Raw genomic sequence first — 25,930 nt, forward strand, 5'->3', positions numbered from 1 at the left:
TGCAGTGTTGGGGACAACGGAAATCTCATCGCGAGCCCGTACGAGACTGTTAATTGGAAAAAACATCATGGCTGTAAATCACAAATTGAAGAGTGAACTGCTATCAATGGCGGCGGAAGATCAGCGCGTATTGCAGGAATTGTCCGACAGCGGAGAGTTGGGAGTCGCCGAATATCACCCACGAATGAAAACGCTTCACCAGAAGAACAGTGCACGGATCAGGGAGATCATTAATCATCATGGGTGGCCGGGCATCAGCCTGGTCGGCAAGCAAGGGTCGGAGGCGGCATGGTTGATTGTTCAGCATGCCATCCTGGACGGCGGATTGATGGAGGAGTGTCTGACCCTATTGAAAGCGGCGACGGCTCAGGGAGAGGCAGAGGGTTGGTGTGTCGCCTATCTTGAAGACCGCCTGCTCACCCTGTCAGGAAAACCCCAGATCTACGGTACTCAGCATGATATTGATAAAAACGGTATAGCTTATCCCCTGCCGATAAATGACCCCGCGAAAGTGGACATGTTGCGCAAGGAGTTGGGACTTGAACCCCTGGCCGAGGCGACACAGCGAATACAGGAGCGGCACAATACTGCTATCGCCAATCGCACATCGAAAGCCTAGTCAATTATATTTGAGCAACTTGTTGTGGTAGATCACCGGTCATCTGAATCAGAAAATATCAAGAACATCCAACCTCTCCTGTCGGGTGCGACCGGACAGCCCGGACCTGATGTCACGACAAGGGCGCTACTCCCCCGTCCCGCTTCATCGGTAGAGAAATACACAAAATGATTGGACCCTCATTATCCTCCAGGCGCCGTCAATAATATGACGCTTTACGAAATTCGTCACCACGGTGACCATCCATGTATAATATGCCCCAGCGGTATTTCCAACGTTGTGGCCGCAAAAAATAACAGACATGCCTAGCGCTTGTGTTCCCAGTAATGATGATTCCCATCCAGGATCGGCCGTATGTCCAACCAGCCTCCAGACAGCCTCTATTCCGACATCTTTTTTGCCCGGCAACCGATCTTCGACCGCAGTGGCTCAATCTGGGGTTACGAGTTGTTGTATCGCAAGAGCGCCGACTGCCGTACGGCCGAGATTGACGACTATGATCTGGCTACCGCCTGCGTCGCCACTGCCGGTCTGGTTTGTCCCGATACCGATTTCAAGCCGTCCAAGCGGATTTTCATCAATTACACCGAAAAACTGCTGCTTGACGGGGCTCCCAAGGGCCTGCCCCCGGGGGTTACCGTGGTCGAGGTGCTGGAATCGGTAACGGCCAGTCCCGAGGTGATCAAGGCGATCATTGAACTGAAACAGGAGGGCTATCTGATCGCCATTGACGATTATCGGGGTGAAGCCAATCTGTCGCAGTTGATGGAGTATGCCGACATTATCAAGATTGACCTGCTGGGACTGGAGCTGGAACAGATCGCCGCGCTGGTGGCGCGGGTGCCGGAGCGGGTGCTCACGCTGGCCGAAAAAGTGGAGAACCCTGCTCATGTGCCTCACTTGCAGGAGATGGGCTTCGACCTGTTTCAGGGATACTATTTTGCCCACCCCCAGACCATCTCGGGCAAGAAACTCTCGGCGACCTGTTTCTCCAAGATCAAGACCCTTGCGTTACTTGAACAGGAAGAGGCGACACCCCAGGACTACACCCGCCTGATTGAACGTGACCCCAGCATTGCCTTCCGGCTGCTGCGACTCCTCAATTCAGCGGCTTTCTGTTTTTCGGTGAAGATCAAGTCTATTCAGCATGCCATTTCCCTGCTGGGGATGGTGCGGCTCAAATACTGGCTGCGCATGGTGGTGTTGTCAGACATGGGGGCCCGCAAAATCACCCCGGAACTGTATCGCATGTCCATCGTACGGGCGCGTTTTTTCGAATTGCTGATTGCCGAGGATGCGCAGCGCGGAGAGCTGGAGCCAGACAGCCTGTTTCTATTCGGCCTGCTGTCACTGCTCGATGTAATGCTCGACGTTAGTATGGATCAGTTGCTGCCGATACTGTCGTTGCAGGAACCGCTGGCCCAGGGGCTGTTGACCGGCAAGGGGCGTTTCGGGACATACCTGAAGCTTGCGACCGCTATTGAGACGGCGGACAGCGAAGCTATCAGCCAGCAGGCCCGGCTATTGCAAATCAAGGAACATCTGATCTCAGGCGTCTGGCGTGAGGCGATGCTGTGGGGCAACGAGGTCGAACAACAGGCCGAGGTCTAGGCCGGCGGCGAAAATCCATTCACTAACATCTGGCTACCCCTCCAACTCAGGGCTGTTCAGGTAAAATATTAGCCGCTCATTACTCGACCTGATGAGGCAAGCGCATGGATGACACTTGTAGAGATCAGATAGGCCGGTTTCTGCCATTGCCGATCGGAGGATACCTGCGCTCTATCCTGTACACCGCACCTTCCGATCGAGTATCACTGGAGAAAAGCAGAAACTGACGAATCCGGACGGGGTCAAGTACCAGCCGATCGCTCTGCTGCAGGAACCGCTCAATCCTGCACTTCGACACGCCCGCCTTGTAGCGGGCCAGGGTGATGTGGGGACGAAATCGCTTGGTGTCGACCGGGATATCCGCCTGCGACAGGGCGACCGACAGACGCCTCTGCAGGGCCAATATCCCTTTGCAAGGCTCCACTCCCGCCCAAAGCACCCCGCCTTTGGCGTGACCGTATCGCCCCAGCCCCCGGATCTGAAGCGAAAACTCCCGGGGCCGAAGAAGACGAATCGCCCGGTGCACCTGTTCAATATCCGCAACACCGATAAAGCAGAGGGTAAGGTGCAGCCCCTCCCTGCTCACCGGGCGCAGCCCGGCACCTGGCCCGGGCTGAAAACCAAGCAGGGCATCCTTGACCGCGCCCGGAATATCCAGCGCCAGAAAAAGTCGTTTCACGTCAAAACAGATTCCATATCATCGGGGGACCAACCGGCATCTCCGCTGTCGCACAGCGGGTATATCCGATTTATAACCCATTTCGGGGGATTGTACTGCGAGACAGCTACACTCTCTATCGGGCTACAGACTTTCACCACTGCCCACAATATGGATCGCTTCAGGAGGGTCTATGTGCGTCTGTTCAGGGCGATCACGTCGTCACTTCGCTCCACTCATACCGGCCATTCTGCTACTGATGTTGCTGACCGGTTGCGCCACATCACCACCCGTCCGGGATGCGGTTGACCAACGCCAACCCGGCTGCACGCAACTGTTTGTGGATAGTGACCAGATCATCGATCAGGCCGGACGGCGCGATCAGGGGGTTAGCCGCATCCCGGGGTTTCCCTATCTGCGCAGCAACCGCTTCCTCGCCTCCTTCCGTAACGAGGCCTCCGGCGCCGCTCAACTGGAGCAGTGGACCCACCACCTGGCGGCACTGGACAGGATTGCCCGCCAACTGGAAATAAACAACCTGCCCGATCCGGCTGTTCGCCGGACAGCCCAGTCCCGGCTGGAAGAGCTGGATCACTGCCGGGAGCAGTTGCGCCAGGCGCTGTTGCGCGATCCGGATTCGCTCAGCCAGCTTCGCAGCGCAACTGTGGTGGCGGATGATTATGTGATGAGCTGGCGGGTGTTCGGCCTTTATCCCTTAACGGCGCAATTGGTATCACTGGGCATACAGCGGTGGCATGACCGCACGCAAGCAGGCTATGCGCGGCCTCTGAGCGAACTACCCGTGTCCGGTTCTCTCACGCGCTGGTCAACCCGCCGCCCTGATACTGTCGAGAGCACCTCACCCCATTGGGATCTCGATGCGCTGGGGATTCCGGTCTTGAGCGAGGATACGGCCAGACGGCTGTTCATGCGCCACGCCCCGGTATGGGAGGTGGATGTGGCCAGCGATGATGACCGTATCGGCACGGTGAAGTGGCTGGACGGCGGCACGGTGGATACCCGCACTGCCACGGAATACCGGCTGATCAGTTACACCCGTTTCGAGAACCGGGTACTGTTGCAACTCAATTATCTGGTCTGGTTCCCGGCGCGCCCGAGTCGTGATATTTATGGCGGCCGTTTTGACGGCCTGCTCTGGCGCGTGACGCTCGGACCGGACGGCACACCCTGGCTGTATGACAGCATCCATCAATGCGGCTGTTACTACATGGCATTTCCGACCGCACGGCTGCAATTGCGTCCGACCCGGCAACCGTTTACCGAGCCACCACTGGTGCCGCAAGCGGCTCCCCACGACTCCCTGGTAGTGCGCATCGCCCCGGTCACCCACTACATCGAACGACTCTATCCGCCAGGCACGGGGCAGAACACCCTGACCATGCAAAGCCAGCCCTATGATCGGCTGCGTTCCCTGCCCGCAGACTCAGGCAATCACAGCCTGTTTTCCGACCACGGTCTGGTGACGGGCAGCGCGCGACCGGAACGGTTTATTCTCTGGCCCATGGGCATTCGCTCACCGGGGGCCATGCGCCAGGTCGGCCGCCACGCCATCGCCTTTGTCGGCCGGCGCCACTTTGATGATCCGTTTCTGATCCCCTCACTGTTCGAGCTGAAGTCGGAGCAGACCCATGGTGAACAGCAAATGGATTCCGACAAACCGCATTAGACAAACTGAGCTTACCTGAAGGTATCTCTCGAATAGCCCTGTCGGCTTCACTCCCAGCCCGGCAACCGGAACTCTTCCCGCAACAGTTGCAACTCCGGCTGGTGCCGCTGGGCAATGCACTCAACCAGTCGAGCCCCCTTTTCCAGCAGATGCACTTCAATCCGCCGCCGATCCTCGCGGCCCCGCTTGCGCTCCACCAGTCCCACCTGTTCACAGCGATCCACCAGCGCAACCGTGCCGTGGTGCTTGGCCTGAAGACGCTCGGCCAACTCTCCCACCGTCGCCCACTCCCGCCCCTGAAAACCCTTCAGGTGCAGCAACAACTGATATTGCAACGAAGTCACGCCATACTCACTGCACAGATCCTCGCTATAGCGCAAAAAACAGCGCAGTCGATAGCGGAAATGCGAAAGACGCTCAAAATCCCGCTTGCTCAACGAATCAAGACTACTGGCTGGACCGATTTCCAAGGTACTCCCCTTGACACACTTTTGAAGGACAACTACTTTTTATATCATAGTATGATATTTAAACAGCGGAGGTGATCCATGCACTTTGCCCACCTGATTCAGACCCCTTTCTCCTCCAGCACGGGATGGGACGAACTGCGCAGCCGCCGACCCTCAGTTGTTTCATTGGTCATGTTTATCGTTCTGCCGATGTCACTGATCCCGCCGGTTATGCTCTATTATGCCGGCACCCACTATGGCGATGCCTTCATTCCCGGGTTTGGCGACAAGGCGTGGCAGTTCATCACCACCATCTTCTTTCTGGCAGAACTGTTGAGCTTTGCCGTAATGGGCTGGTTGATTCATGAAGTTGCCGGCACCCACCATCCCGAGATAAGCCTGCATGACACCTACCTGCTGGCCGCCCTGGCACCGATTCCACTCTGGCTCTCAGCCCTGGGACTGCTGATCCCCAGCCTGGTGGTCAACATGCTCATTGCGCTCGCCGCGCTGGCCGCCTCCTGTCTCCTGGTCTATCACGGACTTCAGGGACTTAAACTGATACGGGAGGACGTGGAGGCAATGTCGGTCACCTATACCATCATGGCCGCCAGTGTCATCGCCTGGGCAATGCTATTGTCAATTATTTGGGCGTTCTAGCGAATAGACGCAAGCCGGGGACCTGATCAGAACTTGCTCTGCAGGACCATGAGGGTGCCCTTGTGCTCCATCTTCACCCGGCTGAGAAAACTCATGCCGAGCAGTACCCGGTGCGGGCTGTTGCCTTCCACCACCACGGCCTCGACCTGTTGCAGCACCAGTTCACCCACCTGCACCTGATCGAGCGTGATGGCATAGGCCTTGGCAAAACCGGAAGCAGTGCGCACGCCGGTCTTCTCTCCCCGAATGCGGTAGGGGATACCCAGACGCTTCGCTTCCACCTCACTCATGGCAATGGTGGTCGCGCCAGTATCCACCAACATGTCCACCATGCGGCCGTTGATGCTACCCATGGTGTTGTAGGAGCCGCGATTATCCGCCCAGATTTTCACCTCGGCCATCTGCCGCTGGGCGAAGTGACCACCGACCTGCGAACCCAGGCTGTAACTATCCCGCTTGCCATTCACCTCGATTACCGCCCCGTTGGCGTCGGCGGAGACCAGCAGCACCCCCTCCGGACTCTTCTGACCGGCCCTGAGCAGCCGCTGTTTACCATCGATCTGCAACATCGCCTTATCGGCAAACAGGGCCATCACCCGGACTTTCTCCACGGCCAGCACAGACGCCGACCAAAGCAGGCAACCCGGAAAGAGTAATAAAATGGCGAAGTGGCGTTTAGAGGGTAAGCGGGTCATGCTGTTTTCTCCGTCAGATCCGGCATTGCTTTCCTAGACTAACAGATACGCAGCCAGTTGAATGAGGGCAAGACCAAAGATTCCAGCCAACACGTCATCCAGCATAATCCCCAACCCGCCGGAGACCCGTCGGTCGAGCCAGCCGATCGGCCAGGGCTTGAGGATATCGAACAGGCGGAACAGGCAGAACCCCGCCAGCAACCAGTACCAGCCCGGGGGCGCCATCCACATGGTGAGCAGAAAGCCGACCCACTCATCCCAGACGATGCCGCCGTGGTCATGTACTCCCAGATCCCGGGAGGTGCGGCCGCAGAGCCAGATACCGAGCAGGAACAGCAGCAGCACCAAAACCAGATACTGCAGATTGGCCAGAGGCTGGAGCAGCAGATAGAGGGGTACCGCCGCCAGTGTGCCGAAGGTGCCGGGAGCCTTGGGCGCCGCACCGGAGCCCAGGCCAAAGGCCAGCAGATGGATCGGGTTATGCCAGTTTGGCCGTAGTTCAGGGTGCGCTGAAATGGTCATATCCTCCCTGGACGAGGGCAATGGGGTTGCCTGCTTCATCGGTGCAGCTAATGCCGCTACCGGCCTCGATTCGGCCGATCAGGCTCAACGGGACTTCCAGTCGCTGCCCAACCGCCTCTACCCTCGCCTGACGGGCGGCCGGGATAATGAGGCAGAGCTCATAATCATCCCCGGCAGCAAGTGGTATCGACCAGTCTCCCGTGGTCTGCAAATAAGCGGCCATTGGTTCGGAGAGGGGAATGGCCGCCTGCCGGATGGTCGCGCCAACGCCGCTCTTGTCACAGATATGCCCCAGATCGGAAAGCAGGCCATCAGAGATATCGATCGCTCCTGTGGCCAGGTCACGCAGGGCCTGGGCCACTTCAATACGGGGTTCGGGCCGATCCAGCCGCCGCTGCAAAACCACACGTTGATCCCCTGCGTCATAACGGCCGCTGGCGGCCAACAGGGCCAGCCCGGCATCACCCAGGGTACCGGTCACATAGATCAGATCGCCCGGTTTCGCCGCGTCACGCCGCAACGCCTGGCCCGGTTCGACAAAGCCATGCGCCTGTACCGAGATACTCAGGGGACCGCGTGTGGTATCCCCTCCCACCAGTTGCACCTGGTAGCGGGAGGCCAGCGCGGCGAAACCACGACAAAACGCCTCGATCCACGCCTCATCCACCCGCGGCAGGGTCAGGGCCAGGGTGACCCAGGCGGGCTCGGCGCCCATCGCCGCCAGGTCACTGAGATTGACCGCCAGTGCCTTGTGCCCCAGGGATTCGGCATCGGCGCCGGGCAGGAAATGGGTACCCTCGACCAGGGTATCGATACTGACCGCCAGCAGCTTGCCCTCGGGAACCTGCAACAGGGCGCAGTCATCTCCCGCCCCCAACGGCACATCCGCCCGCTCCGCGCCGAGACGGGAGAAGTAGCGTTCGATCAGTTGGAATTCGGAGGCCGGCATGATGTTTGGCGGTACCCTGTGTTCAATCGGCGCCCACAGGGCGCCCTATACAATAGGGCGGGTGATGCCCGCCAAAACGGACCTGCAGCGATAGGCGCCAGCTACTTCTTCAGCTCGCCCTTGCGCAGTTGACGGGCCAGCTTGTCCAGCACACCGTTGACATACTTGTGGCCCTGCTCGGCGCCAAACACCTTGGACAGCTCGATCGACTCGTTGATGATCACCTTGTAGGGCACCTCCAACTGGTAGCGCAGTTCGAATGCGCCGAGGCGCAGAATCGCCCGCTCGACCGGATCAACGCTCTCGATGGAGCGGTCAAGATAGGGCCCCAGCAGTTCATCCAGCTCATCCAGATGGGCCGGTACGCCGTGCAGCAAGGCCTCGAAATAGGCCAGTTCGAAACTGTCCGGCTTCTGATCCGCCACGAACTGATTGCGGATATCCTTGATATCCTGACCCGCGACCTGCCACTGGTAGATGGCCTGTACCGCGTGATGCCTGGCCTGGCTTCGTTTTTTGCTCATTCAGTCGATGCTCATTCAGTCGATCTGGCGCAAGACATTGACCATCTCGATAGCGGACATGGCTGCTTCCGCTCCCTTGTTGCCGGCCTTGGTGCCGGCCCGCTCGATGGCCTGCTCGATGGTATCCACCGTCAATACGCCAAAGGCGATCGGCACCTGATGCTTGAGGGTCACCTGGGCCATGCCCTTGACACACTCGCCGGCGACAAAATCAAAGTGCGGCGTGCCACCACGAATCACCGCACCCAGCGCGACAATGGCGTCATAGCCGCCCTTGGCCGCCAGTTTCTCCAGCACCAGCGGCATCTCGAACGCACCGGGCACCCGCACGATGGTGATATCGGCATCACTGGCGCCATGGCGTTTGAGGGCATCAATCGCCCCATCCAGCAGACTCTCAACGACAAAACTGTTGAATCGCGCCACCACCAGGCAGAAGCGTGCGCTCTGTACCGTCAGTGAACCCTCTATGGTTTTAATAGCCATCTTTTCATACAACCTTAGTTTGCGGGAAGCTTCCCGATTGAATAATTTAACAGGGCGGCAGGGCTCTTATTCACAGGCCACGTACTCGACGATCTCCAGATCGAATCCGGAGATGGCGTGCAGGCTCTTCGGCGCGCTCAGCACGCGCATCTTCTGCACACCCAGATCACACAGGATCTGCGCACCGATGCCGTAGGTACGCAGGTGACGCTTGGGGTCCCTGGCCGGCACGTTCTGGTCCTTGTCGTGATACTGGAAATCGCGCATGCGCTGGATCATGTCCCGGGTGGTGTCATGATTGCGCAGCACCACGATAATGCCCGAACCCGCCTGGGCGATCTGCTTCATGGCATTACGCAGCGGCCAGCTGCAACCGGCATGATTGGTGGAGAACAGATCACACAGGGTATTCTGCATATGTACCCGCACCAGCACCGGCTGGCTGGTATCCACGTCGCCGATCACCAGAGCCAGATGCAATTCCGGATCAACGCAATCCTGATAGGCCACCAGGCGAAAATCACCATACTCGGTCGGCAGGGTACACTCACTGACCCGCTCGATGGTCTTCTCATTGCTGACCCTGTAGTGAATCAGGTCGGCAATGGTACCGATCTTCAGATTGTGCTCCTGGGCGAACTTCTCCAGGTCGGGCCTGCGTGCCATGCTGCCGTCCTCATTGAGGATTTCGACAATCGCCGCCGCCGGGTTGAAGCCGGCCAGCCGGGCCAGGTCGCAACCGGCCTCGGTATGCCCGGCCCGCACCAGCACACCGCCGGGCTGCGCCATCAACGGAAAGATGTGGCCGGGCTGCACCAGATCCTGGGGCATGGCATCCTCTTTGACCGCCGCCAGCACCGTAGTGGCGCGATCCGCCGCCGAGATACCGGTGGTCACGCCCTCGGCCGCCTCGATGGAGACGGTAAAGTTGGTGGCATGCTGGGATTCATTGACTCCCACCATCAGGGGCAGACGCAACTGCTGGCAGCGCTCCTTGGTCAGGGTCAGGCAGATCAGTCCGCGCCCGTAGCGGGCCATGAAGTTGATCGCCTCGGGCGTCACCGCCTCGGCGGCCATCAGCAGATCACCCTCGTTCTCGCGATCCTCGTCGTCCATGATGATCACCATCCGGCCCTGACGGAGATCCTCGATTATTTCTTCTGTCGTATTAAAAGCCATAGTCACTACCGTGCCTCGAAGCACCGAAAAATAGCAGAAAAGTGTAACAAAGCCGGGGGAAACACCCAAGAGATTAAATAACAGTTGTAGGGGCAGGCCCCCGTGCCAGCCCCGATCAGCCGATTTCAGAACCCCCGAGTCAAGTACAGGACCGTAGGGTGGATAAGCGATAGCGCATCCACCAGGGTAATGGTGGATGCGCCTGCCGGCTTATCCACCCTACGAAGATCGAAACCTTGAGGGCAACCACAGCGGTTGGCCCTGTGGGATCAGCGCAGGAATCCGCGCTCCGCCAGCAGCGCCAGAGTGACACCCGATTCGGCTCTGGCCGGTTCGGCCGCCTGCTCGCCCAGCAGCAGCCGCTCCAGATAGCGCGCCAGCAGATCCACTTCCAGATTGACCCGGCTGCCCGGGCGGTAATCGGCCGTGATGGTCTCCTGCCGGGTGTGGGGAACGATATTCAGATCGAACCGGTGGCCGTCCACCGCATTCACCGTCAGGCTGGCCCCGTCAATGCAGATCGACCCCTTGTGGGCAATATAGCGTGCCAGCGCCTTTGGGGCCTCCACCAGAAAGCGGATGGAGCGTGCCTCTTCGCGACGCTCCAGGATGGTCCCCATCCCATCCACGTGGCCGCTGACCAGATGGCCGCCCAGCGGCGTGCTCAGGGTCAGCGCCTTCTCCAGATTGACCCGACTGCCCACCGCCAGATCGGACAGCGTGCTGAGGGCCAGGGTCTCGCGCGACACATCGGCCACATAGCCGTCGCCGGTCAGCTCGATCACCGTCAGGCAGACCCCGTTGGTTGCTATGCTGTCGCCCAGCTGCACATCCGCCAGCGGCAGCTTGTTGCTGCGAATCGCCAGGCGCAGATCGCCGCCCCGCAGTTCCCGGCCGGCAAGGGTACCGACAGCCTGAATAATGCCTGTGAACATCTCGTCACCCACCTTGAATAATGCGTGTTGGTCGCGCCCGGATCCGCAGATCGGCACCGACCATGCGCAGATCCAGTATCTCCAGCGCGATGCGGTCTTTCATTTCAGTCAGGGCCGGCAGGTTGAGCAGCCCCCTGGCATCGCTGCCCATCAGGGTCGGTGCCGCATAGATAACCAGCTCATCCACCACATCCGCCGCTACCGCCGCCCCGGCCAGGGTGGGGCCGGACTCGATCAGCACCTCATTGATACCACTCTGCGCCAGTCTCTCCATCAGCAGATCCAGATCGATCCCGATACCGTGCCGCGGCAGCAGGATCACCTCGGCACCCACCGCCAGCAAGGCCTGTCGCCGCTTCTCGTTTTCGGAGGCGGTAACAATCAGAGTTTCTCCCGGCAGACTCAGCAACCGGGCGGAGGGCGATGTCTGCAGATCGGGATCCAGCACCACCCGCAGCGGCTGCAGCAGGTAGGCGGCGGACTCCACCCCCGGCAGTTCGGCGACACCCAGCCGCACATTCATAGACGGATCGTCCGCCAGCACCGTACCGATGCCGGTAACAATGGCGTCACTGCGGGCACGCAACCGCTGCACATCTTTCCGTGCTTCAGCACCGGTAATCCATTTGCTCTCGCCACTGGCCATGGCGGTTCGCCCGTCCAGGCTCATGGCCAGCTTGCAGCGCACGAAGGGCCGGCCACGACTCATGCGCGCGATAAAACCGGGATTCAGGGCCATCGCCTGATCCGTCATCACCCCTTGGTCAACCCGGATGCCGGCCGCCTCCAGCTGGGCAATCCCCTGGCCGGCTACCCGTGGATTGGGGTCTGTCATGGCCACCACCACCCGCGTCACGCCGGCCTCAATCAGACCATCGCTGCAGGGTGGTGTCCTGCCATGATGGCAGCAGGGTTCCAGGGTCACGTAGGCGGTGGCGCCGCGCGCCCGCTCCCCGGCCTCTGCCAGGGCGTTGCGTTCCGCATGAGGTTCACCGGCGCGACGGTGAAAGCCCTCACCGACAATTTCTCCCTCACGCACCAGCACACAGCCGACGCGGGGATTGGGATGGGTGGTGTAAATGCCCTGTTCGGCCAGGCGGATCGCCCGGGCCATAAAACTGAAATCCTCAGGCGTCATCGTCTTTATCGCCATTGAGCAGATCCAGCTGATGACGACGCACATCCGGCGGCAACTGTTTCTCCAGCCGTTCTATCTCTTCACGGAAGGCGTTCACATCCTCAAAACTGCGATAGACCGAGGCGAAACGCACATAAGCCACCTGGTCCAGCGCCCGCAGCTCCTCCATGACCCACTCACCGATCTGCCGCGACGGCACTTCCCGCTCACCATGGGCCAGCAGCTTGCGGCGGATATGGCTGATGGCATCATCCACCTGCTCGGCACTGACCGGGCGTTTTTCCAAGGCTCGGGACATACCGGAGGCCAGCTTGCGACCATCGAACGGCACCCGGCTGCCGTCCTGCTTGATCAGCAGGGGCAGGGTCAGCTCGGCCGTCTCGTAAGTGGTGAAACGCTCCTTGCAGATGGCGCATTCACGCCGCCGGCGCACCTGATCCCCATCCCCGAACAGTCGGGAATCCACCACCTTGGTATCCTGGGCACCGCAGAAAGGGCATCGCATGATCTAGGGCCTGAAGAGTGGGGCCGGATCTAACCCGGCCCCGATAATATGCTTACTTGTAAACCGGATGGCGCTTGCAGAGATCCAACACCAGGGCCTTGACCCGGTCGATGGCCGCCTGATCACCCCGGGCATCGATCACGTCGCACATCCAGCCCGCCAGCTCCTTCGCCTCGGCTTCCCCGACGCCACGAGTGGTCAGGGCGGGGGTGCCAACCCGGATACCACTGGTGATAAAGGGCGACTGGGGATCATTTGGCACCGCGTTCATGTTGACCGTGATGTTTGCCGCACCCAGCCAGGCATCCACATCCTTGCCGGTAAGGCCCGCCTGAATGAAGCTGACCAGGAACAGATGGTCATTGGTGCCGCCGGAGACCACGTCGTAGCCACGCTCGATGAAGACACTGGCCATGGCCTGGGCATTGGTCATCACCTGCTGCTGATAGGCCTTGAATTCGGGCTCCATCGCCTCCTTGAAGGCCACCGCCTTGGCGGCAATCACATGCATCAGCGGTCCGCCCTGGGTGCCAGGGAAGACCAGCGAGTTGAGCTTCTTTTCCAGCTCCGGGTTGGCCTTGGCCAGGATCAGCCCACCACGCGGACCGCGCAGGGTCTTGTGGGTGGTGGTGGTGGTGACATCGGCGATCTGCACCGGGCTCGGGTAGAGGCCGGCGGCGATCAGTCCGGCCACGTGGGCCATGTCGACAAAAAAGTAGGCGCCCACTTCATCGGCGATAGCGCGGAAGCGCTGCCAGTCGATTACCCGGGAGTAGGCCGAGAAACCGGCCACGATCATCTTCGGCTTGTGCTCACGGGCCAAACGTTCCACCTCGGCATAATCGATCTCACCGGTGGCGGGATCGAGGCCGTACTGGATAGCGTTGTAGAGCTTGCCGGAGAAGTTGGGCTTGGCACCGTGGGTCAGATGACCGCCGTGGGCCAGGCTCATGCCCAGCACGGTGTCGCCCGGCTGACAGAGGGCCATGTAGACCGCCGCATTCGCCTGGGAGCCGGAGTGCGGCTGGACATTGGCATAATCGGCGCCGAACAGCGCCTTGGCGCGGTCGATCGCAAGCTGCTCGGCGATATCGACATACTCACAGCCACCGTAGTAGCGCTTGCCGGGATAGCCTTCGGCATACTTGTTGGTCAGCACGCTGCCCTGGGCCTGCATCACCCGCGGGCTGGTGTAGTTTTCCGAAGCAATCAGCTCAATATGCTCCTCCTGCCGGACCTCCTCCGACTGGATCGCCTCCCAGAGCTCATCATCATAACCACCGATCTGCATATCTTTACTGAACATGACAGCCATCTCCGCCGGGAAAAATAGGGTATTTTAACACCTTGCGGTCATAGCGTCGCCATCCAGTTGATATAATCCCGGCTGACGCGGAAAATCGCTTTGCTCCAAAAAAACTGCTCATGGATAGGGGTTTTCGGACGCTAAGGAGATGACGGTTCACGAAATAGGGAGAAAATCGCTAATGCGCATCCTTGTTGCCTTTGCCTGCATGACCCTGCTGTTCGCCTCCACTCCGGCGTTCACCGCGAACTCCGATAACGAACAGCTGCAAGCCCTGGTCGACCAGCTCCGGGAGCTGACCGACAAGGCCCGCCAGCAGCGGGCGGCCGATCGCTGGCTACTGAATGACCTGGAAGATCTCATCAGCCGCCACGACTGGCCCTGGCGCAACGAATTACTGATGGAAGATTTTTCCGATGGCAATTATGACCAGAACCCCAGCTGGGATGTCGTCTCCGGACAATTCTGGGTAGATGGCCGGCTGGGGCTGCGCTCCCGCAGTGAAGCAGCTCAGGAGGAACCGGCCCAACCGGCTCCCCAGGAAAAGAAACAGGACCTGGGAAAGGCGTTGCTGGGCGCCCTGCTGCAGGAAGCGCTGCGCGGCAAGGAGAATGATCAACCCGGCGAAGAGGTGGTGGAGAAACGTAACGAGCCAGCCGAGATTCAACTGCCGTTGCAGATTCCCACTGTATTCGCGTTACAACTGGAGATCTCTGCGCATAATCCGCCCCGAGAGACCGGGCAGATTGAGTTCGGACTGTATCAGGGAAGCCAGGGCGACACCGGCTACCGGTTGATCCTGATGCTGGGCGAGCGCTCGACCCTGGAGCTGGTAAGCCGAATCAACGGCAGGACCCGGGTGATCGAAAGCATGGAGATGGATAACATCGGTGACGGCCAGACCCACGCCATTGAGTGGCGTCGCGACCCCAATGGACGGATTGAGGTGTTGCTGGATGAGAAAGAGTTGATTCAGGTACGCGATCACTCTTTCCGCTACCCGTTCAAGCAACTGGCGATCCGCAATCAGGCGGGGGATTTTGCTGTCGGGAGCATTACCCTGCACGGCAACTGACCGGCCATCCAAACGAAAACATATTGTGCAGAATAGCCAATTACCGGGACGCAGCGAACGGCCGTCCCTTGATTCTGTTCAAGCACGCAGGTTATAACTTTAATTCATAAGTAAAATCGGGAGTCAGCCTCATGATCAAAAAAAGCGTACAGGCCGTTGTGTACGGACTGCTTATCCTGCTGTGCCAGCTACCGGCCGCCCAAGCCGCCTCGGACATTACCCTCGCCGAGGCCATCAACAAGGCGGGACGCCAACGCATGCTGAGCCAGCGCATCGTCAAATCCTACCTGCAGATGGGGCAGGACGTGCGCTATCGGGTGGCCAAAAAACATCTTGGCGAATCCATCGACCTGTTCGAACTGCAACTTAAGCAGCTGAAAGATTTTACCACCAATCCCGAGGCCACCCGCGGGCTTGCGCTGGTGGAAAAACTCTGGATTCCGGTCAAGCAGATCGCCACCGGTCCGGTGCAAAGGGAAAAGGCAGAGGAACTGAGGGCCAACGCGGAACGCCTGCTGGCCGCGGCCCACCAGGTGGTACTGATTCTGGCCGATGAGTCTGGAACCAACCAGGGTCATCTGGTGAACATTGCCGGACGCCAGCGCATGCTCAGCCAGCGCATGGGCAATCTCTATATGCTGATGAGCTGGAAATTTGCTGATGAACTCTATCGGCAGGACTACAAGGCCGCCACCAGTGAGTTCGATACGGCACTGCAGGAGCTGATCAACGCCAATGAAAACACCCCGGAGATCAGCGCCATCCTCAGTCAGGTGAAGCAGAACTGGGACCTGTATAACCTGAGCAACCGCATGGGCGAGGATGAGTTCGTACCGGGACTGGTGGCGCGCATGCTGGACAAGATACTGGGACAGATGAACGAAGTGACCGGCCTCTACGCCGCCCTGCCCCAGGCCAAATAGGCGCCTCGACGCCGCTACGCGTAGACCGGACACCACCCCTGGCGCCATCTGGCGCGATATGACAATTTTCTGAGGTGGAAATAAATCGCCCCCCAGACCGAAGGAGCGGCTGAAGCCGCTCCTTCGGTGATTAAGACTTCACCCCTGACTACCCCCTACTCGAACACGCCCTGGTCGAGCTTCTCCAGCAGTTCTGTTGTCACTTCATCCTGGCGCAGAATCCGCACCCCCTGGTGATCCCGCATGAACTCCTCGGCGTCCTCAAGGGTCTCCAACGGTATCAGCTCATGGCCCATCGGACCCAGTACATCCGAGCCGATCACAAACCAGGCTTCCCGGGCATCGATGCGGGTCAGTGTGTAGTACTCGGTGACAGCAATCGTCTGAATATCCTCGTGGCGGTGTCCAGGCGCCCAGCGCGGCAGATCCCGCAAGTATTTATACAGATCCTTGGCGCCGTCAAAATGGTGCAAATGTCCATCCTGGTAGCGTACGGTAGCCACCCAGGCCGGATACTTGGCGACGAACATGCCGCATACCGGACAGGTATCATCCACATTGGGGGCCGGGGTTTCGACCGGACCCGCGGCAGCGTCCAGAACCAACCCAAACATCAGCAGCAGTACCATGCTGCATTTCAATATCAGATTCACTGGCTACTCTTCCTCTTGGCAGTTCATTTCAAGGCGGTGGATTACCGTGGCCAAAATCCACCGCCAAAGTGCACTATCAGCCACCGCTTTTTTTCATTTTCATCATCTGCATCTTTTTCACCATCTCGGCACGTCGTTTGCGGATCATCATCGTATCCTGCGCCATGCCGAGATAAGCCGCCTTCAACCCTTCATCGAATGAAGCCAGCTCACCCCCCTGCTCCGCCTGGGCCGCCTTCGCCGTCTCTGCTGAGGCAAAAGCCATCTTGCTGTTGGCAGTCATGGTCCCCTTGAGCTTGGAGCCGATCAGGTAGGTGGCCTCATCCACTTTGACCAGCGGCTTGACCTTTCCGGCGGCACCGAAATCCGCGGCATAGATCGCCTTGGGACCGCGATCAAGATTGAGCGAAAGGCTGATGGCCAGGCAGTGAATGGAACAGGTGCCATCCACCAGATCATCATCATACTGAACCAGATGGCGGCTGTGATTCCACTGGGTCCGGTTCATCCCGCAGTAGGGACAGGCAGGATATTTCTCCAGCTCATTCTCCAGCGGGTTACCGTCCGGTGCAGTTTTCGGAATGAACTGCAGTGGCGTCCCATCCCCCTGACACTGCTCGCCAGAGGATTTCACCCAACCTTTGCCGGGTACCATGGCACCAACGCCGGGTCCGGCAACAACCGGACCCGCCAGACTGCCGAGTCCGGCCACGGCCAGAAGTTTCAACATGCCCCGCCGATCAATTTTTTTCTCTTCACACATCACGTCTCTCCCTATCAATTACTAACTCTGCGGTGTTGTTTCACAACGCCGGGCCCAAACCGCAGGTCGGCCCGGCCTTCAAATCGCCTACAGCAGCCGCTTGATAATCTGCTCCAATTGGTCCGGGGATGCACCACCCAGTATCCGCGTATACAGCCTGCCCTGACGATCCAGCAGATATACCAGCGGCAGCGCGGACACGCCGTAACGCCGGGCCATCTCGCCACTGCTATCGAGCAAGACCGGGTAGCTGATATCCAGACCTGCCAGATAGGATCGGACAGTTTCACGAGGCTGTTGAAGATTAATGGCAAGCACCTCCAGCCCCTGGTCACGGTACCGCCGGTAGAGCAGTTCCGATCCCAACAATTCATCCCGGCAGAGCGCACACCAATCAGCCCAGAAATGGATCAGCACCATGCGACCCCGAAGGGCGCCTGGAAACTGCAGCCGACCTCCCTCAAACCGCTCCAGTTCAACAGCAGGCACCGATTTACCGAGCACCAGCGACTGGTCCGATGAGTCACAACCGGCCAACAGCAGAACCGTTAGCAGCGGAAGCCATGACCATCGCCGATTCACCACCACACCCCCTGCATAACCAGAGTGGAGTTGTAGACAAATCCGCTGGCCGAAAGATAGAAAATGACAAACATCATCAATGATCGACGCACCAGCCTTGTCCCGCTGGTCGACACGGCCTCGCTCAGGCTGGATATCCGCTGCCAGGGTGACACGACAGCCACACCCAGCGCCCAGGCGGTAGCGGCAAACAGGGGAATGTAGAGCAGGTAGCCGGCGAATCCATGGCCGGACTTGAGAATACAGAACGGGCAGTGATGCTCGGGGTGGGCGTAAATGTAAGGTGAAATCACCGATACTATCGCAACCAGTGCAATCAAAAAGGCCACCAGGGCCAACAGGCCGAACAGCAGACCACCCCGCCGCGTGCGGTGATAAAACAGGCCGGACAGCAGAACCAGCGCACCCGAAAGGTACAGGCTCCACATCGCCCACCGTGGTGAGACCGCTGTCACCTCACCCGCCACGCCACGGTCGTTGGCCGAGAACAGCGAGCCGCAGCAGGAGGTGATGACATCCGGTTGCAACTCTAGAAAGTAACGCAGCTGCAACCAGGTCTCAGTGGCAACCAGGGGAACCAGCAACAGCAACAGCCCGTATTTCAATCGGATCAACGGGTAGTCATAGCCCCGATTGTCCAGTGCATTCAGCGTCAGCCAGGTCGCCCCGCTGAAGAAGACGGCCACCTTCAGAAACAGTGTCGGCCAACCCCAGGCATTGACATTCAGTACCCCGGTGGCGCACATGGCACCAACAAACTGACCTGACATGGATTCGGCGTTATAGACATAGAGCAACAGGGAAACCAGCTCGGCGGCAAATGCCCAGGCCAGCAGGGTGGAGATCAGATAAGTTCTTCGCTCCAGCCGCAGCTGCCGTTCACTGCCACTCGCCATGTCCCAGAATCGCAGCAGGTGAATGGCAAAACCGGCGGCGACCAGCAGCATCAGCAATACCACGAAGGAGACCAGGATCAGCGCCATGATGGCGGGATTAAGCAACATGCTCAGCCCTCCACCACCTGACCGTCACACAGCTCAATCACCCGGTCCACCACCGGCGACTCAAACACCACCGGATCATGGCTGGTGATCAACACCGTCTTGCCAATCTCGCGCAACTGCCGGACCTGTCCCATAAAGGCATGGGAAAGCCGGGTATCCAGATTGGCGGTCGGTTCATCGGCAATCAGGATCTGCGGATCATTGATCAGCGCCCGGCAGATAGCGACCCGTTGCGCCTCGCCACCGGACAGCCACTGCACCGGACTCTGTGCCTTGTGCTGCAGGCCAAACCGCTCCAGCAGCGCATTCGCTGACTTCTTCAATTGCTTGAAATCCGGCGCCAGGGGATAGGCGGGCAGCAGTACATTTTCCAGCACGGTCAATCCACTGATCAGATTGAACTGCTGGAATATAAAGCCGAAGGTGTGGCGCCGAATATCGGTCAGAAAGCGTTCCGGCAGGCTGGAGAGCATTCGCTCTCCCAGATGGATACGGCCCGAGGTGGGACGTGACAGGCAGCCGATCATCGACAGCAAGGTGCTTTTACCCGACCCACTGGCTCCCTTGAGGCAGGTCACCTGGTTCGGCTCAATAGTCAGGGTGACGCCACGGATCGCCGGATAGGCATTGGGCCTACCCTGGTTGAAAACTTTATGTACATCCTGAAGTGAAATGCGCATGAGCGGCTACCTCATCACCGCATCGGGATCTGTCACCGAGGCCTGCCAGATCGGGATAATGGTCGCCACCACATAGGGGAACACGGTAAAGGAAAACAGCGTGGCGATCTGCAGGCCATCGACCACCGGTGCCAGCCGGAAGGCCGGATAGAGTACCGCCCAACCTTTCAGCACCGGCTCAAACAGGCTGGCCGAAGCGTAGAACACATGCAGGTAGGCCAGCAGATAGCCAGTGAAGAATGCCGTCACTGAGAGAATGGCACCTTCCCAGAATTTCATCTGCAACACATCACCGGTCTCCCAGCCGATTGCCTTGAGAATGCCGATCTCCCGTTTCTCTTCCGCGCTCAGACCGGATGCCTTGTCCCAGGCAAAGATCACAAATGCCATGATGGCACCCGCCAGCAGGACGAACAGAATCCCCTGCCGCCAGGAGAAAATGGCGTCATAGGTGCGCAGAATCTCCTGTTTCAGGATCGGCCGGGTATCCGGCAGGCGCTGGGTGAGCTTCTCAGCGATCTTCGACAACTCCCTGGGATTGCTTACCGACAGCACAATGTCGGTATAGCCGCCCCCGGTCACACCCTGGCTAACCCGGAAGGCCCGCTCGGACATCAGCACCAGATCAGCACTGAACAGCTCCGTATCACTATCCAGCAGTTCTCTGATCATGAAACTGTAAGCGATTCCGTCGTGTGAACGGAAAGTGAGATAATCCCCCGGGCCGACACCCCGGGCGCGTGCGATGGCACTGCCGACAATCACCTCGGTATCCGCCAGTTCCCGCTCATCGGCCACCATCAGGGTGTAGTTGGCCTTCACCGTCGCATCGTAGAAATAGCCCCACAGCCTCCCCTTGCGCCCGGTCACACCGCGCAAGCGACCGATCTTCTCCAGGTAATCGGCGGGTATCAGGGCGTGCCGGCCCGCCTCGGTGCGCTGCAATATAATTTCCGGTGAGGCCTGTAATACATTGCCCACTTCCCGCTTCAGCGCGTGGGTGAACAGCATCACCGAGGCCAACATGAAGACAACCAGGGTGTAGACCAGCAGCAACCCAAAATTCTTCCCCTTGCGACGCAGCAGGGATGAGAGAATGAAATCGATCAGATAACGCTGACGGCGAATCCATTCCATCAGGGTTGACTCCTCTGGGGTGGCAACAGCAGCGAGCCGCTGGGGAAATGCTCCAGCGCCATCGGGTGATCCTGGAAGGCGGAGTGCAGGTCAGCCTGGGAAAGATGCCGTGTATAACGGGCTTCGGTAAACAGGGCGGGATCGGTCAGTCCCAGTTCGGCGACCATCCGCCGGGTGCGGTCGATTCGTTCAGCGCCTTCCTGTGAGGATCTTGTGGTATCGGCCAGCGACAACAGGAACAGACCCGACAACACCACATAGAGCAACAGGAGACGATCTGACTTACGCATAAGGGGGATATTCACTGGCCGTTTGAACACTTAACTGGGGCTAATCTACTGGCTGAAACGTTCCCCGGACATTGATAACTATCAACAGAATTCAATAACTATCAATCTGATAAATAGATCGTTTTTAATCATGTGTTATGCCACATACCCGTCGGCAGCATGGGTCATATCACCTGTTTTCCGCCGCCTGTGGCATACTGCCGGATCGCTCAAGACAGGATAAGCAGAGATGAAACAGAGAGAGAAGCGCCAGGGCATTACCCTGGTCCATACCGGTGACGGCAAGGGTAAATCATCCAGTGCCTTCGGCGTGGCCTTTCGCGCGGCAGGGTCGGGATTCAAAGTGCTGGTCATCCAGTACATCAAGGGCAAGTGGAAAACCGGCGAGGCCTGCGCCGCGGAAAAATTCGACAACATCGAGTGGCACAGCCTGGGAGACGGTTTTACCTGGGATACCAAGAATCCGGAGCAGGACCGCAAGACCAGCCGGGCGATCTGGGAGTTCAGCCAGCAGAAAATCCTATCCCGGGAGTATGACCTGGTGGTACTGGATGAGATCAACTACTGCTGCGGCTACGGCTGGATCAGTGGCGCGGAGATTGCCACCTTTATCCGGGAACAGAAACCGGCCTGGATGCACCTGATACTGACCGGTCGAAACGCGCCGCCGGAGGTTATCGACGCCGCCGACACCGTGACCGAGATGAAGATGGTGAAACACGCCTACAGCCAGGGTATCAAGGCCCAGCAGGGGGTGGAGTTCTAGCCGGTGGGAGAGAGATCAGCTCCCGGACTGTCGATCCGGGAAAGCCGCCATCACTTCATGAATCATGGGCAGGATCTGCAGGAAATTGAACACCAGCTCGGGATCAAATGCCGTACCGGAGTTTTCGTTCAGATAATCGACCGCCTCCTGGACCGACCAGGCCTTCTTATAGGGCCGGTCCGAGGTCAGGGCATCGAACACATCGCACACCGCCACAATGCGTCCTTCAATGGGTATCTCCTCGCCCTTCAGGCCGTTGGGATACCCCTTGCCATCCCAGCGTTCATGATGAGTCAGCACCACCGAACGGGCCATCCGCATAATGTCGGAACTTGCCTCACCAAGGATTTCGGCGCCGATCAGGGTATGCCGCTGCATGATCTCCCACTCATCCGGCTCAAATTTGCCGGGCTTGAGCAGGACGTGGTCCGGGATGCCGATCTTGCCGATATCATGCATGGTAGCCGCCGACCAGATATCCTTTACAAACGTCTTGTCCTTGCCAAGCGCATCGGCCAGCAAGCGGGCATAACTGGCCATACGGATCACATGCATGCCGGTTTCGTTATCTCGATATTCACCGGCGCGGCCAAGACACTGGATGATGTTATGGCGACTGCTCTGCAACTCGTCGTTCTTCTGCTGCAGCTCCCGGGTGCGTTCATCCACAATCGACTGCAACAGCAGATTGTGCTGCTGCTTCTCTTTGTAGAGCTGCCGGACCTCCAGAATATTATGAATGCGTAACTGTATCTCCGTCCGGTCAAAAGGCTTGGTGACAAAATCCTTGGCCCCCAGCTCCAGAGCGCGCGTGCGAGTCTCGATATCATTCTGCGCGGTCAGCACCAGAATGGGCAGATAATCCATCGAACGTGAATACCGGAGTTGTTCCATCACCTGAAACCCGTCCAGATGGGGCATCCGGATATCAAGCAGAATCAGATCGTAAGTATGCTGTGTACAGAGGTCGTTAACTTCACGTGAATCGGTTACGCCTTTCAAATTGGTATAGCCATTCGCCTCAAGCATCATGATGAGCAGATCGACATTATCTGCCGTGTCATCGACTATCAGTATACTGGACTCAAGGATCCGCTCCTCAATACTCATGCCATTCTCCATGATATATCTGCCAAATCATGTTATTAACCAGGTGCAACGCTTTCATCCCGACTGACGCCCGCCTGCGCCACGCCATTCACCAGGGGCAGCTCAAACCAGAACACACTGCCCCGGTCCGGCTGACTCTCCACACCCACGCTGCCGCCCATCTCTTCAATCAACTTGCGGGTAATGGAGAGACCAATACCACTGCCCTCGATACCCCCTCCACCCGCATTCAGGCGCCGGTAGAGGGTAAAAATCTCGTTCATCCGCTCCGGCGGTATACCCACTCCTGTATCCGCGACGAATACGCGCAGCATCCCCGCCGCCGTGGTCCAGCAACCGATACCGAGTTGCCGCCTCCCGGCATTGTACTTCACTCCGTTAGTGAGCAGATTGATCAACACCTGCTTCAGACGCATCCGGTCCGCCCTGATCCGGTATTCATCACTTTGTCGGGTACTGAAGCGGATCACTTCTATCTGATGCTGCTCGATCAGCGGCGTGATCAGGTCGAGGCATTCGCTGATCATCTCGTTGACCGGCAGGTCTTCAATATTGAAGTCAATCTTTCCCGCCTCAATCCGGGACAGGTCGAGGATTTCGTTAATCAGATCCAGCAGATGCCTGCCGGCCTTGATGATATGACCGACGCACTTCTCCTGCCTGGCAGTCAGCGGATCCCTGGGATCCGCCTCCAGCATCTGGGCAAACCCGATCACTGAGTTCATGGGTGTGCGCAGTTCGTGGCTCATATTGGAGAAGAAGATGGATTTGGCCCGATTGGCCCGGTCAGCCAGCTGTGTCGCATGCTCCAGTGCCAGGGTGGTCTGCTTCAGCTCATCATAGTCATAGACCCAAAAGAGCACCTGCTCCACACCATGAATCCGGATCGACTTCCAGCCCAGCAAGGCCCAGAAGCGGCTGCCGTCTGCACGCCGCAGTTCTATCTCCCGTTCGGGAACTTCACCGGCAGACTGCAAGGCCTGCAAATACTCTTCCCGCTGTGACAGGTCCACCCAAAAATCGGTTACATTGCGTGACATCAATTTCTCATGGGTGAGTCTGAATATCTCCGCCACCTTGGTATTGCAAAAGTAGAGCTTGCCATCGGCTTTGCTGGAGATACCGACGCCAATCGGCGCCGATTCGAGAATGGTGCGAAGTTGCTGTTCACTGCGTCGCAGATCCTCCTGCATCTTCTTTCGCTCGGAGATATCGTGATACCAGAACAGCACATGCGCTTCATCACGGTACTGGATGGACTCCCATCCCAGCAGCGCCCAGAAGAGGTAGCCATCGGCCTTGCGCAGTTGAATCTCCTGCTCAGGCACATAACCCAGTTGATTGAAGGTATTATAAAACTCGAGGCGTTGCCGGTCGTTGGCCCAGGCCAATATAGTGGATTTGCCGATAAAATCCGTTCTGTCCAGATAACCGAACAACTCCGCCCCGCGGCTGTTGCAGTATTCAACAATGCCGGTCTCTTTATTGGCGATTCCGACACCGACCGGCATCGATTCCAGTATGGTATTGAGCATCTGCTCGCTTTCAGACAGTCGTTTTTCGGTCACCACCCGATCTGAAATGTCGTAGATCCAGTTAAAAACCACCGGTTCGTTATTGAAGGTTGTCAATTTGCAAGTCAACATGGTGGTCAGCCGCGATCCATCCTGACGCCTGAATTCCTCTTGCTCGTCCCTGACCACTTCACCCTTCACCAGTCGGTGGATATAGCGTGACCGGGATTCAGGCTTGACAAAAAACTCTGGCGAACACCTGCCGATCAGTTCACTCCTTTCAGCGCCATACATCGCAGAAACCGCTTGATTGGCATAAATGATCCGGCCGTCTTGTTGATGGGTAATGACAAAACCAAAAGGGGAGACATCCAGCACGTCGGTCAACTGCAGTCGCATCCCTTTCAGCTCATCCTCAAGCGACTGTTTTTCACGGGAGAATATCGACAGCAGCTCAATGTTCAACAACCAGTAAAAGACCATCAGGATAATAATGGCCAGGATCACCACCACGCCTACCGTGGTGCTGGTCATCTGCATGATATTCCGTAGCGATTGGTCAACCTGGCTGGTCTGATTCTGGTTATAGGTGCGCACGGATTTTTTGAGTATATCCAATGCGTCAAGCGGTGGATTTTCATCGACGTAGGCCGCCACATCCATGGCATGGATTGACTGTCCCTGGCGGATCATTTCGGCGACTTTCTCCAGGGTTTTTGTGTAGTCATCCATGCTCCTGAGCAGAATACCGATGGCCATCGTCTCCTGCTCGCCCAGTTCAAACGCCGCAATTCGCTCAAGTATTACACGGGCTTCCGCCAGCTTTGTCTGCGCGGACTTCCGGTATTGCTCTTGCCGGGTGAGCAGGTAGTATTTGAAAAAATGGATCATCCCACCGTAGCCAAGCACCCGGCGAAGATCATTCACCTGCCCGCTATAACCCATGGTGACATCGACAACCCCGGCCTCACCCATGGCCTGCCGGTATAGCAGTTTCATGCCATCGATCGCCGCCCGGTCATCGACATATAACCGGTTATCATCGGCCATTGCCAACGTGCCTTGCTGCAACAGCGTATCGGCCAATCTCAGATTGTCCCGATATCTGTCCAGCACACCACGAATACTGATAATCGCGCGCTGTTCGGCACGGCTACCAGGCTCCGCCCCATACTCCTGCAGTTGGGTCTCGATACTGCCGATAGACTCACGAATCTCATTGATGTGGAGCCTGCCACCCCGGATGATCAGGTCGGAATAGCGGTGTATCAGGCCGCCAAACCCCATGTCGGCATGCAGTTTGTCGACAATATGCAGCTTGTAGTTGCTGCTCTCTGAAAGGGCCTCCCACTTTTCATGAATACTGGCTACATTGTGGCGGATGCTGTTGGTGACCCATAGCACCAGGACAGCAGATACCATCAGCAGACCAACCAGCAACCAGGCGATCAGGTTGGTCTGTTTCACGCCAACTTTGCTCAACCTGTTCAAGCTATACCTCTTCTGCAAA

Annotated in this window: 28 protein-coding genes; 7 read left to right on the plus strand and 21 right to left on the minus strand. The window is 58.2% G+C overall.

The features are described 5' to 3' along the window. Positions 1-67: 67 nt before the first annotated feature. Both ACHZBF_RS13040 and ACHZBF_RS13045 read left to right on the plus strand, forming a co-directional pair. Positions 68-619 carry a DUF6624 domain-containing protein gene (locus ACHZBF_RS13040; protein WP_321528676.1) on the plus strand — a complete coding sequence of 184 codons (552 nt, stop codon included), beginning with the start codon at positions 68-70 and terminating at the stop codon, positions 617-619. Positions 620-973: 354 nt separating this feature from the next. Beyond that, positions 974-2,230 (plus strand): EAL and HDOD domain-containing protein, encoded by a 1,257-nt coding sequence (locus ACHZBF_RS13045; RefSeq protein ID WP_273439901.1) that lies wholly within the window; start codon positions 974-976, stop codon positions 2,228-2,230. 124 nt (positions 2,231-2,354) lie between these two features. On the opposite strand, the gene thpR is transcribed toward ACHZBF_RS13045, so the two are convergent. Continuing rightward, a complete protein-coding gene (gene thpR, locus ACHZBF_RS13050; RefSeq protein WP_321528677.1) occupies positions 2,355-2,909 on the minus strand; it encodes an RNA 2',3'-cyclic phosphodiesterase in 555 nt (184 codons plus the stop codon). A gap of 172 nt (positions 2,910-3,081) precedes the next feature. Between thpR and ACHZBF_RS13055 the strand changes: the two genes are divergently transcribed. Beyond that, positions 3,082-4,575: a putative periplasmic lipoprotein gene (locus ACHZBF_RS13055; RefSeq protein WP_321528678.1), complete on the plus strand. Its 1,494-nt coding sequence runs from the start codon at positions 3,082-3,084 to the stop codon at positions 4,573-4,575. Positions 4,576-4,622: 47 nt separating this feature from the next. On the opposite strand, the gene ACHZBF_RS13060 is transcribed toward ACHZBF_RS13055, so the two are convergent. Further along, complete coding sequence (locus ACHZBF_RS13060) at positions 4,623-5,045, minus strand: MarR family transcriptional regulator (protein ID WP_335339992.1); 423 nt, start codon at positions 5,043-5,045, stop codon at positions 4,623-4,625. A 78-nt stretch (positions 5,046-5,123) separates the two neighbouring features. On the opposite strand from ACHZBF_RS13060, the gene ACHZBF_RS13065 reads away from it, so the two are divergent. Continuing rightward, a complete protein-coding gene (locus tag ACHZBF_RS13065; RefSeq protein ID WP_029131721.1) occupies positions 5,124-5,684 on the plus strand; it encodes a Yip1 family protein in 561 nt (186 codons plus the stop codon). Between the two features lie 26 nt (positions 5,685-5,710). Here ACHZBF_RS13065 and ACHZBF_RS13070 read toward each other — a convergent pair whose 3' ends face one another. From ACHZBF_RS13070 to glyA, 10 genes are all read right to left on the minus strand, one after another. Further along, positions 5,711-6,379 (minus strand): TIGR02281 family clan AA aspartic protease, encoded by a 669-nt coding sequence (locus tag ACHZBF_RS13070; RefSeq protein ID WP_321528679.1) that lies wholly within the window; start codon positions 6,377-6,379, stop codon positions 5,711-5,713. Positions 6,380-6,412: 33 nt separating this feature from the next. Continuing rightward, positions 6,413-6,901 (minus strand): phosphatidylglycerophosphatase A family protein, encoded by a 489-nt coding sequence (locus ACHZBF_RS13075; protein ID WP_321528680.1) that lies wholly within the window; start codon positions 6,899-6,901, stop codon positions 6,413-6,415. Then, positions 6,879-7,850: a thiamine-phosphate kinase gene (gene thiL, locus ACHZBF_RS13080; protein WP_321528681.1), complete on the minus strand. Its 972-nt coding sequence runs from the start codon at positions 7,848-7,850 to the stop codon at positions 6,879-6,881. Before thiL ends, ACHZBF_RS13075 begins: the two co-directional genes overlap by 23 nt. 101 nt (positions 7,851-7,951) lie before the next feature. Beyond that, positions 7,952-8,374: a transcription antitermination factor NusB gene (nusB, locus tag ACHZBF_RS13085; protein ID WP_029131717.1), complete on the minus strand. Its 423-nt coding sequence runs from the start codon at positions 8,372-8,374 to the stop codon at positions 7,952-7,954. A gap of 15 nt (positions 8,375-8,389) precedes the next feature. Then, positions 8,390-8,860, minus strand: coding sequence for a 6,7-dimethyl-8-ribityllumazine synthase (gene ribH / locus ACHZBF_RS13090; protein WP_029131716.1), 471 nt, complete (start codon positions 8,858-8,860; stop codon positions 8,390-8,392). A gap of 66 nt (positions 8,861-8,926) precedes the next feature. Next, complete coding sequence (ribBA, locus tag ACHZBF_RS13095; protein WP_273439910.1) at positions 8,927-10,039, minus strand: bifunctional 3,4-dihydroxy-2-butanone-4-phosphate synthase/GTP cyclohydrolase II; 1,113 nt, start codon at positions 10,037-10,039, stop codon at positions 8,927-8,929. A 269-nt stretch (positions 10,040-10,308) separates the two neighbouring features. Next, positions 10,309-10,974 (minus strand): riboflavin synthase, encoded by a 666-nt coding sequence (locus tag ACHZBF_RS13100; protein ID WP_321528682.1) that lies wholly within the window; start codon positions 10,972-10,974, stop codon positions 10,309-10,311. A 4-nt stretch (positions 10,975-10,978) separates the two neighbouring features. Further along, positions 10,979-12,127 carry a bifunctional diaminohydroxyphosphoribosylaminopyrimidine deaminase/5-amino-6-(5-phosphoribosylamino)uracil reductase RibD gene (gene ribD, locus ACHZBF_RS13105; RefSeq protein WP_321528683.1) on the minus strand — a complete coding sequence of 383 codons (1,149 nt, stop codon included), beginning with the start codon at positions 12,125-12,127 and terminating at the stop codon, positions 10,979-10,981. Beyond that, on the minus strand, positions 12,102-12,617 hold the full coding sequence (gene nrdR / locus ACHZBF_RS13110) for a transcriptional regulator NrdR (RefSeq protein ID WP_288103334.1): 516 nt from the start codon (positions 12,615-12,617) through the stop codon (positions 12,102-12,104). Before nrdR ends, ribD begins: the two co-directional genes overlap by 26 nt. Positions 12,618-12,669: 52 nt before the next feature. Beyond that, positions 12,670-13,923: a serine hydroxymethyltransferase gene (gene glyA, locus ACHZBF_RS13115; protein WP_321528684.1), complete on the minus strand. Its 1,254-nt coding sequence runs from the start codon at positions 13,921-13,923 to the stop codon at positions 12,670-12,672. 181 nt (positions 13,924-14,104) lie between these two features. Here glyA and ACHZBF_RS13120 point away from each other — a divergent pair, with 181 nt between their 5' ends. Together ACHZBF_RS13120 and ACHZBF_RS13125 are read left to right on the plus strand one after the other, a co-directional pair. Then, complete coding sequence (locus tag ACHZBF_RS13120; RefSeq protein WP_321528685.1) at positions 14,105-14,998, plus strand: hypothetical protein; 894 nt, start codon at positions 14,105-14,107, stop codon at positions 14,996-14,998. A 131-nt stretch (positions 14,999-15,129) separates the two neighbouring features. Further along, positions 15,130-15,921: a type IV pili methyl-accepting chemotaxis transducer N-terminal domain-containing protein gene (locus ACHZBF_RS13125; protein ID WP_321528686.1), complete on the plus strand. Its 792-nt coding sequence runs from the start codon at positions 15,130-15,132 to the stop codon at positions 15,919-15,921. 155 nt (positions 15,922-16,076) lie between these two features. Here ACHZBF_RS13125 and ACHZBF_RS13130 read toward each other — a convergent pair whose 3' ends face one another. The 7 genes from ACHZBF_RS13130 to ACHZBF_RS13160 form a co-directional block, all read right to left on the minus strand. Continuing rightward, positions 16,077-16,574 (minus strand): nitrous oxide reductase accessory protein NosL, encoded by a 498-nt coding sequence (locus ACHZBF_RS13130; protein WP_321528687.1) that lies wholly within the window; start codon positions 16,572-16,574, stop codon positions 16,077-16,079. A gap of 76 nt (positions 16,575-16,650) precedes the next feature. Continuing rightward, entirely contained in the window at positions 16,651-17,337 is a 687-nt protein-coding gene (locus ACHZBF_RS13135) for a nitrous oxide reductase accessory protein NosL (RefSeq protein WP_245621625.1), read from the minus strand. Between the two features lie 87 nt (positions 17,338-17,424). Further along, positions 17,425-17,919 carry a TlpA family protein disulfide reductase gene (locus ACHZBF_RS13140; protein WP_321528688.1) on the minus strand — a complete coding sequence of 165 codons (495 nt, stop codon included), beginning with the start codon at positions 17,917-17,919 and terminating at the stop codon, positions 17,425-17,427. Further along, positions 17,916-18,923 carry a hypothetical protein gene (locus ACHZBF_RS13145; protein ID WP_321528689.1) on the minus strand — a complete coding sequence of 336 codons (1,008 nt, stop codon included), beginning with the start codon at positions 18,921-18,923 and terminating at the stop codon, positions 17,916-17,918. Before ACHZBF_RS13145 ends, ACHZBF_RS13140 begins: the two co-directional genes overlap by 4 nt. A 2-nt stretch (positions 18,924-18,925) precedes the next feature. Then, positions 18,926-19,603, minus strand: a complete 678-nt coding sequence (locus tag ACHZBF_RS13150; RefSeq protein ID WP_273439925.1) for an ABC transporter ATP-binding protein — start codon at positions 19,601-19,603, stop codon at positions 18,926-18,928. A 6-nt stretch (positions 19,604-19,609) separates the two neighbouring features. Continuing rightward, positions 19,610-20,740 carry an ABC transporter permease gene (locus tag ACHZBF_RS13155; protein WP_335342981.1) on the minus strand — a complete coding sequence of 377 codons (1,131 nt, stop codon included), beginning with the start codon at positions 20,738-20,740 and terminating at the stop codon, positions 19,610-19,612. Then, positions 20,740-21,030 carry a hypothetical protein gene (locus ACHZBF_RS13160; protein ID WP_273439927.1) on the minus strand — a complete coding sequence of 97 codons (291 nt, stop codon included), beginning with the start codon at positions 21,028-21,030 and terminating at the stop codon, positions 20,740-20,742. The genes ACHZBF_RS13155 and ACHZBF_RS13160 overlap by 1 nt, the downstream gene beginning before the upstream one ends. A gap of 229 nt (positions 21,031-21,259) precedes the next feature. Between ACHZBF_RS13160 and cobO the strand changes: the two genes are divergently transcribed. Further along, positions 21,260-21,796: a cob(I)yrinic acid a,c-diamide adenosyltransferase gene (gene cobO, locus ACHZBF_RS13165; protein WP_321528690.1), complete on the plus strand. Its 537-nt coding sequence runs from the start codon at positions 21,260-21,262 to the stop codon at positions 21,794-21,796. 15 nt (positions 21,797-21,811) lie between these two features. Here the strand turns inward: cobO and ACHZBF_RS13170 are convergent, their stop codons facing one another. Both ACHZBF_RS13170 and ACHZBF_RS13175 read right to left on the minus strand, forming a co-directional pair. Continuing rightward, a complete protein-coding gene (locus tag ACHZBF_RS13170; RefSeq protein ID WP_321528691.1) occupies positions 21,812-22,906 on the minus strand; it encodes an HD domain-containing phosphohydrolase in 1,095 nt (364 codons plus the stop codon). Between the two features lie 35 nt (positions 22,907-22,941). Beyond that, entirely contained in the window at positions 22,942-25,887 is a 2,946-nt protein-coding gene (locus ACHZBF_RS13175) for a PAS domain S-box protein (RefSeq protein WP_321528692.1), read from the minus strand. Positions 25,888-25,930 lie beyond the last annotated feature (43 nt).

It is taken from the genome of Sedimenticola selenatireducens (assembly GCF_963675335.2).
Taxonomy (GTDB): Bacteria; Pseudomonadota; Gammaproteobacteria; order Chromatiales; family Chromatiaceae; genus Sedimenticola; species Sedimenticola selenatireducens.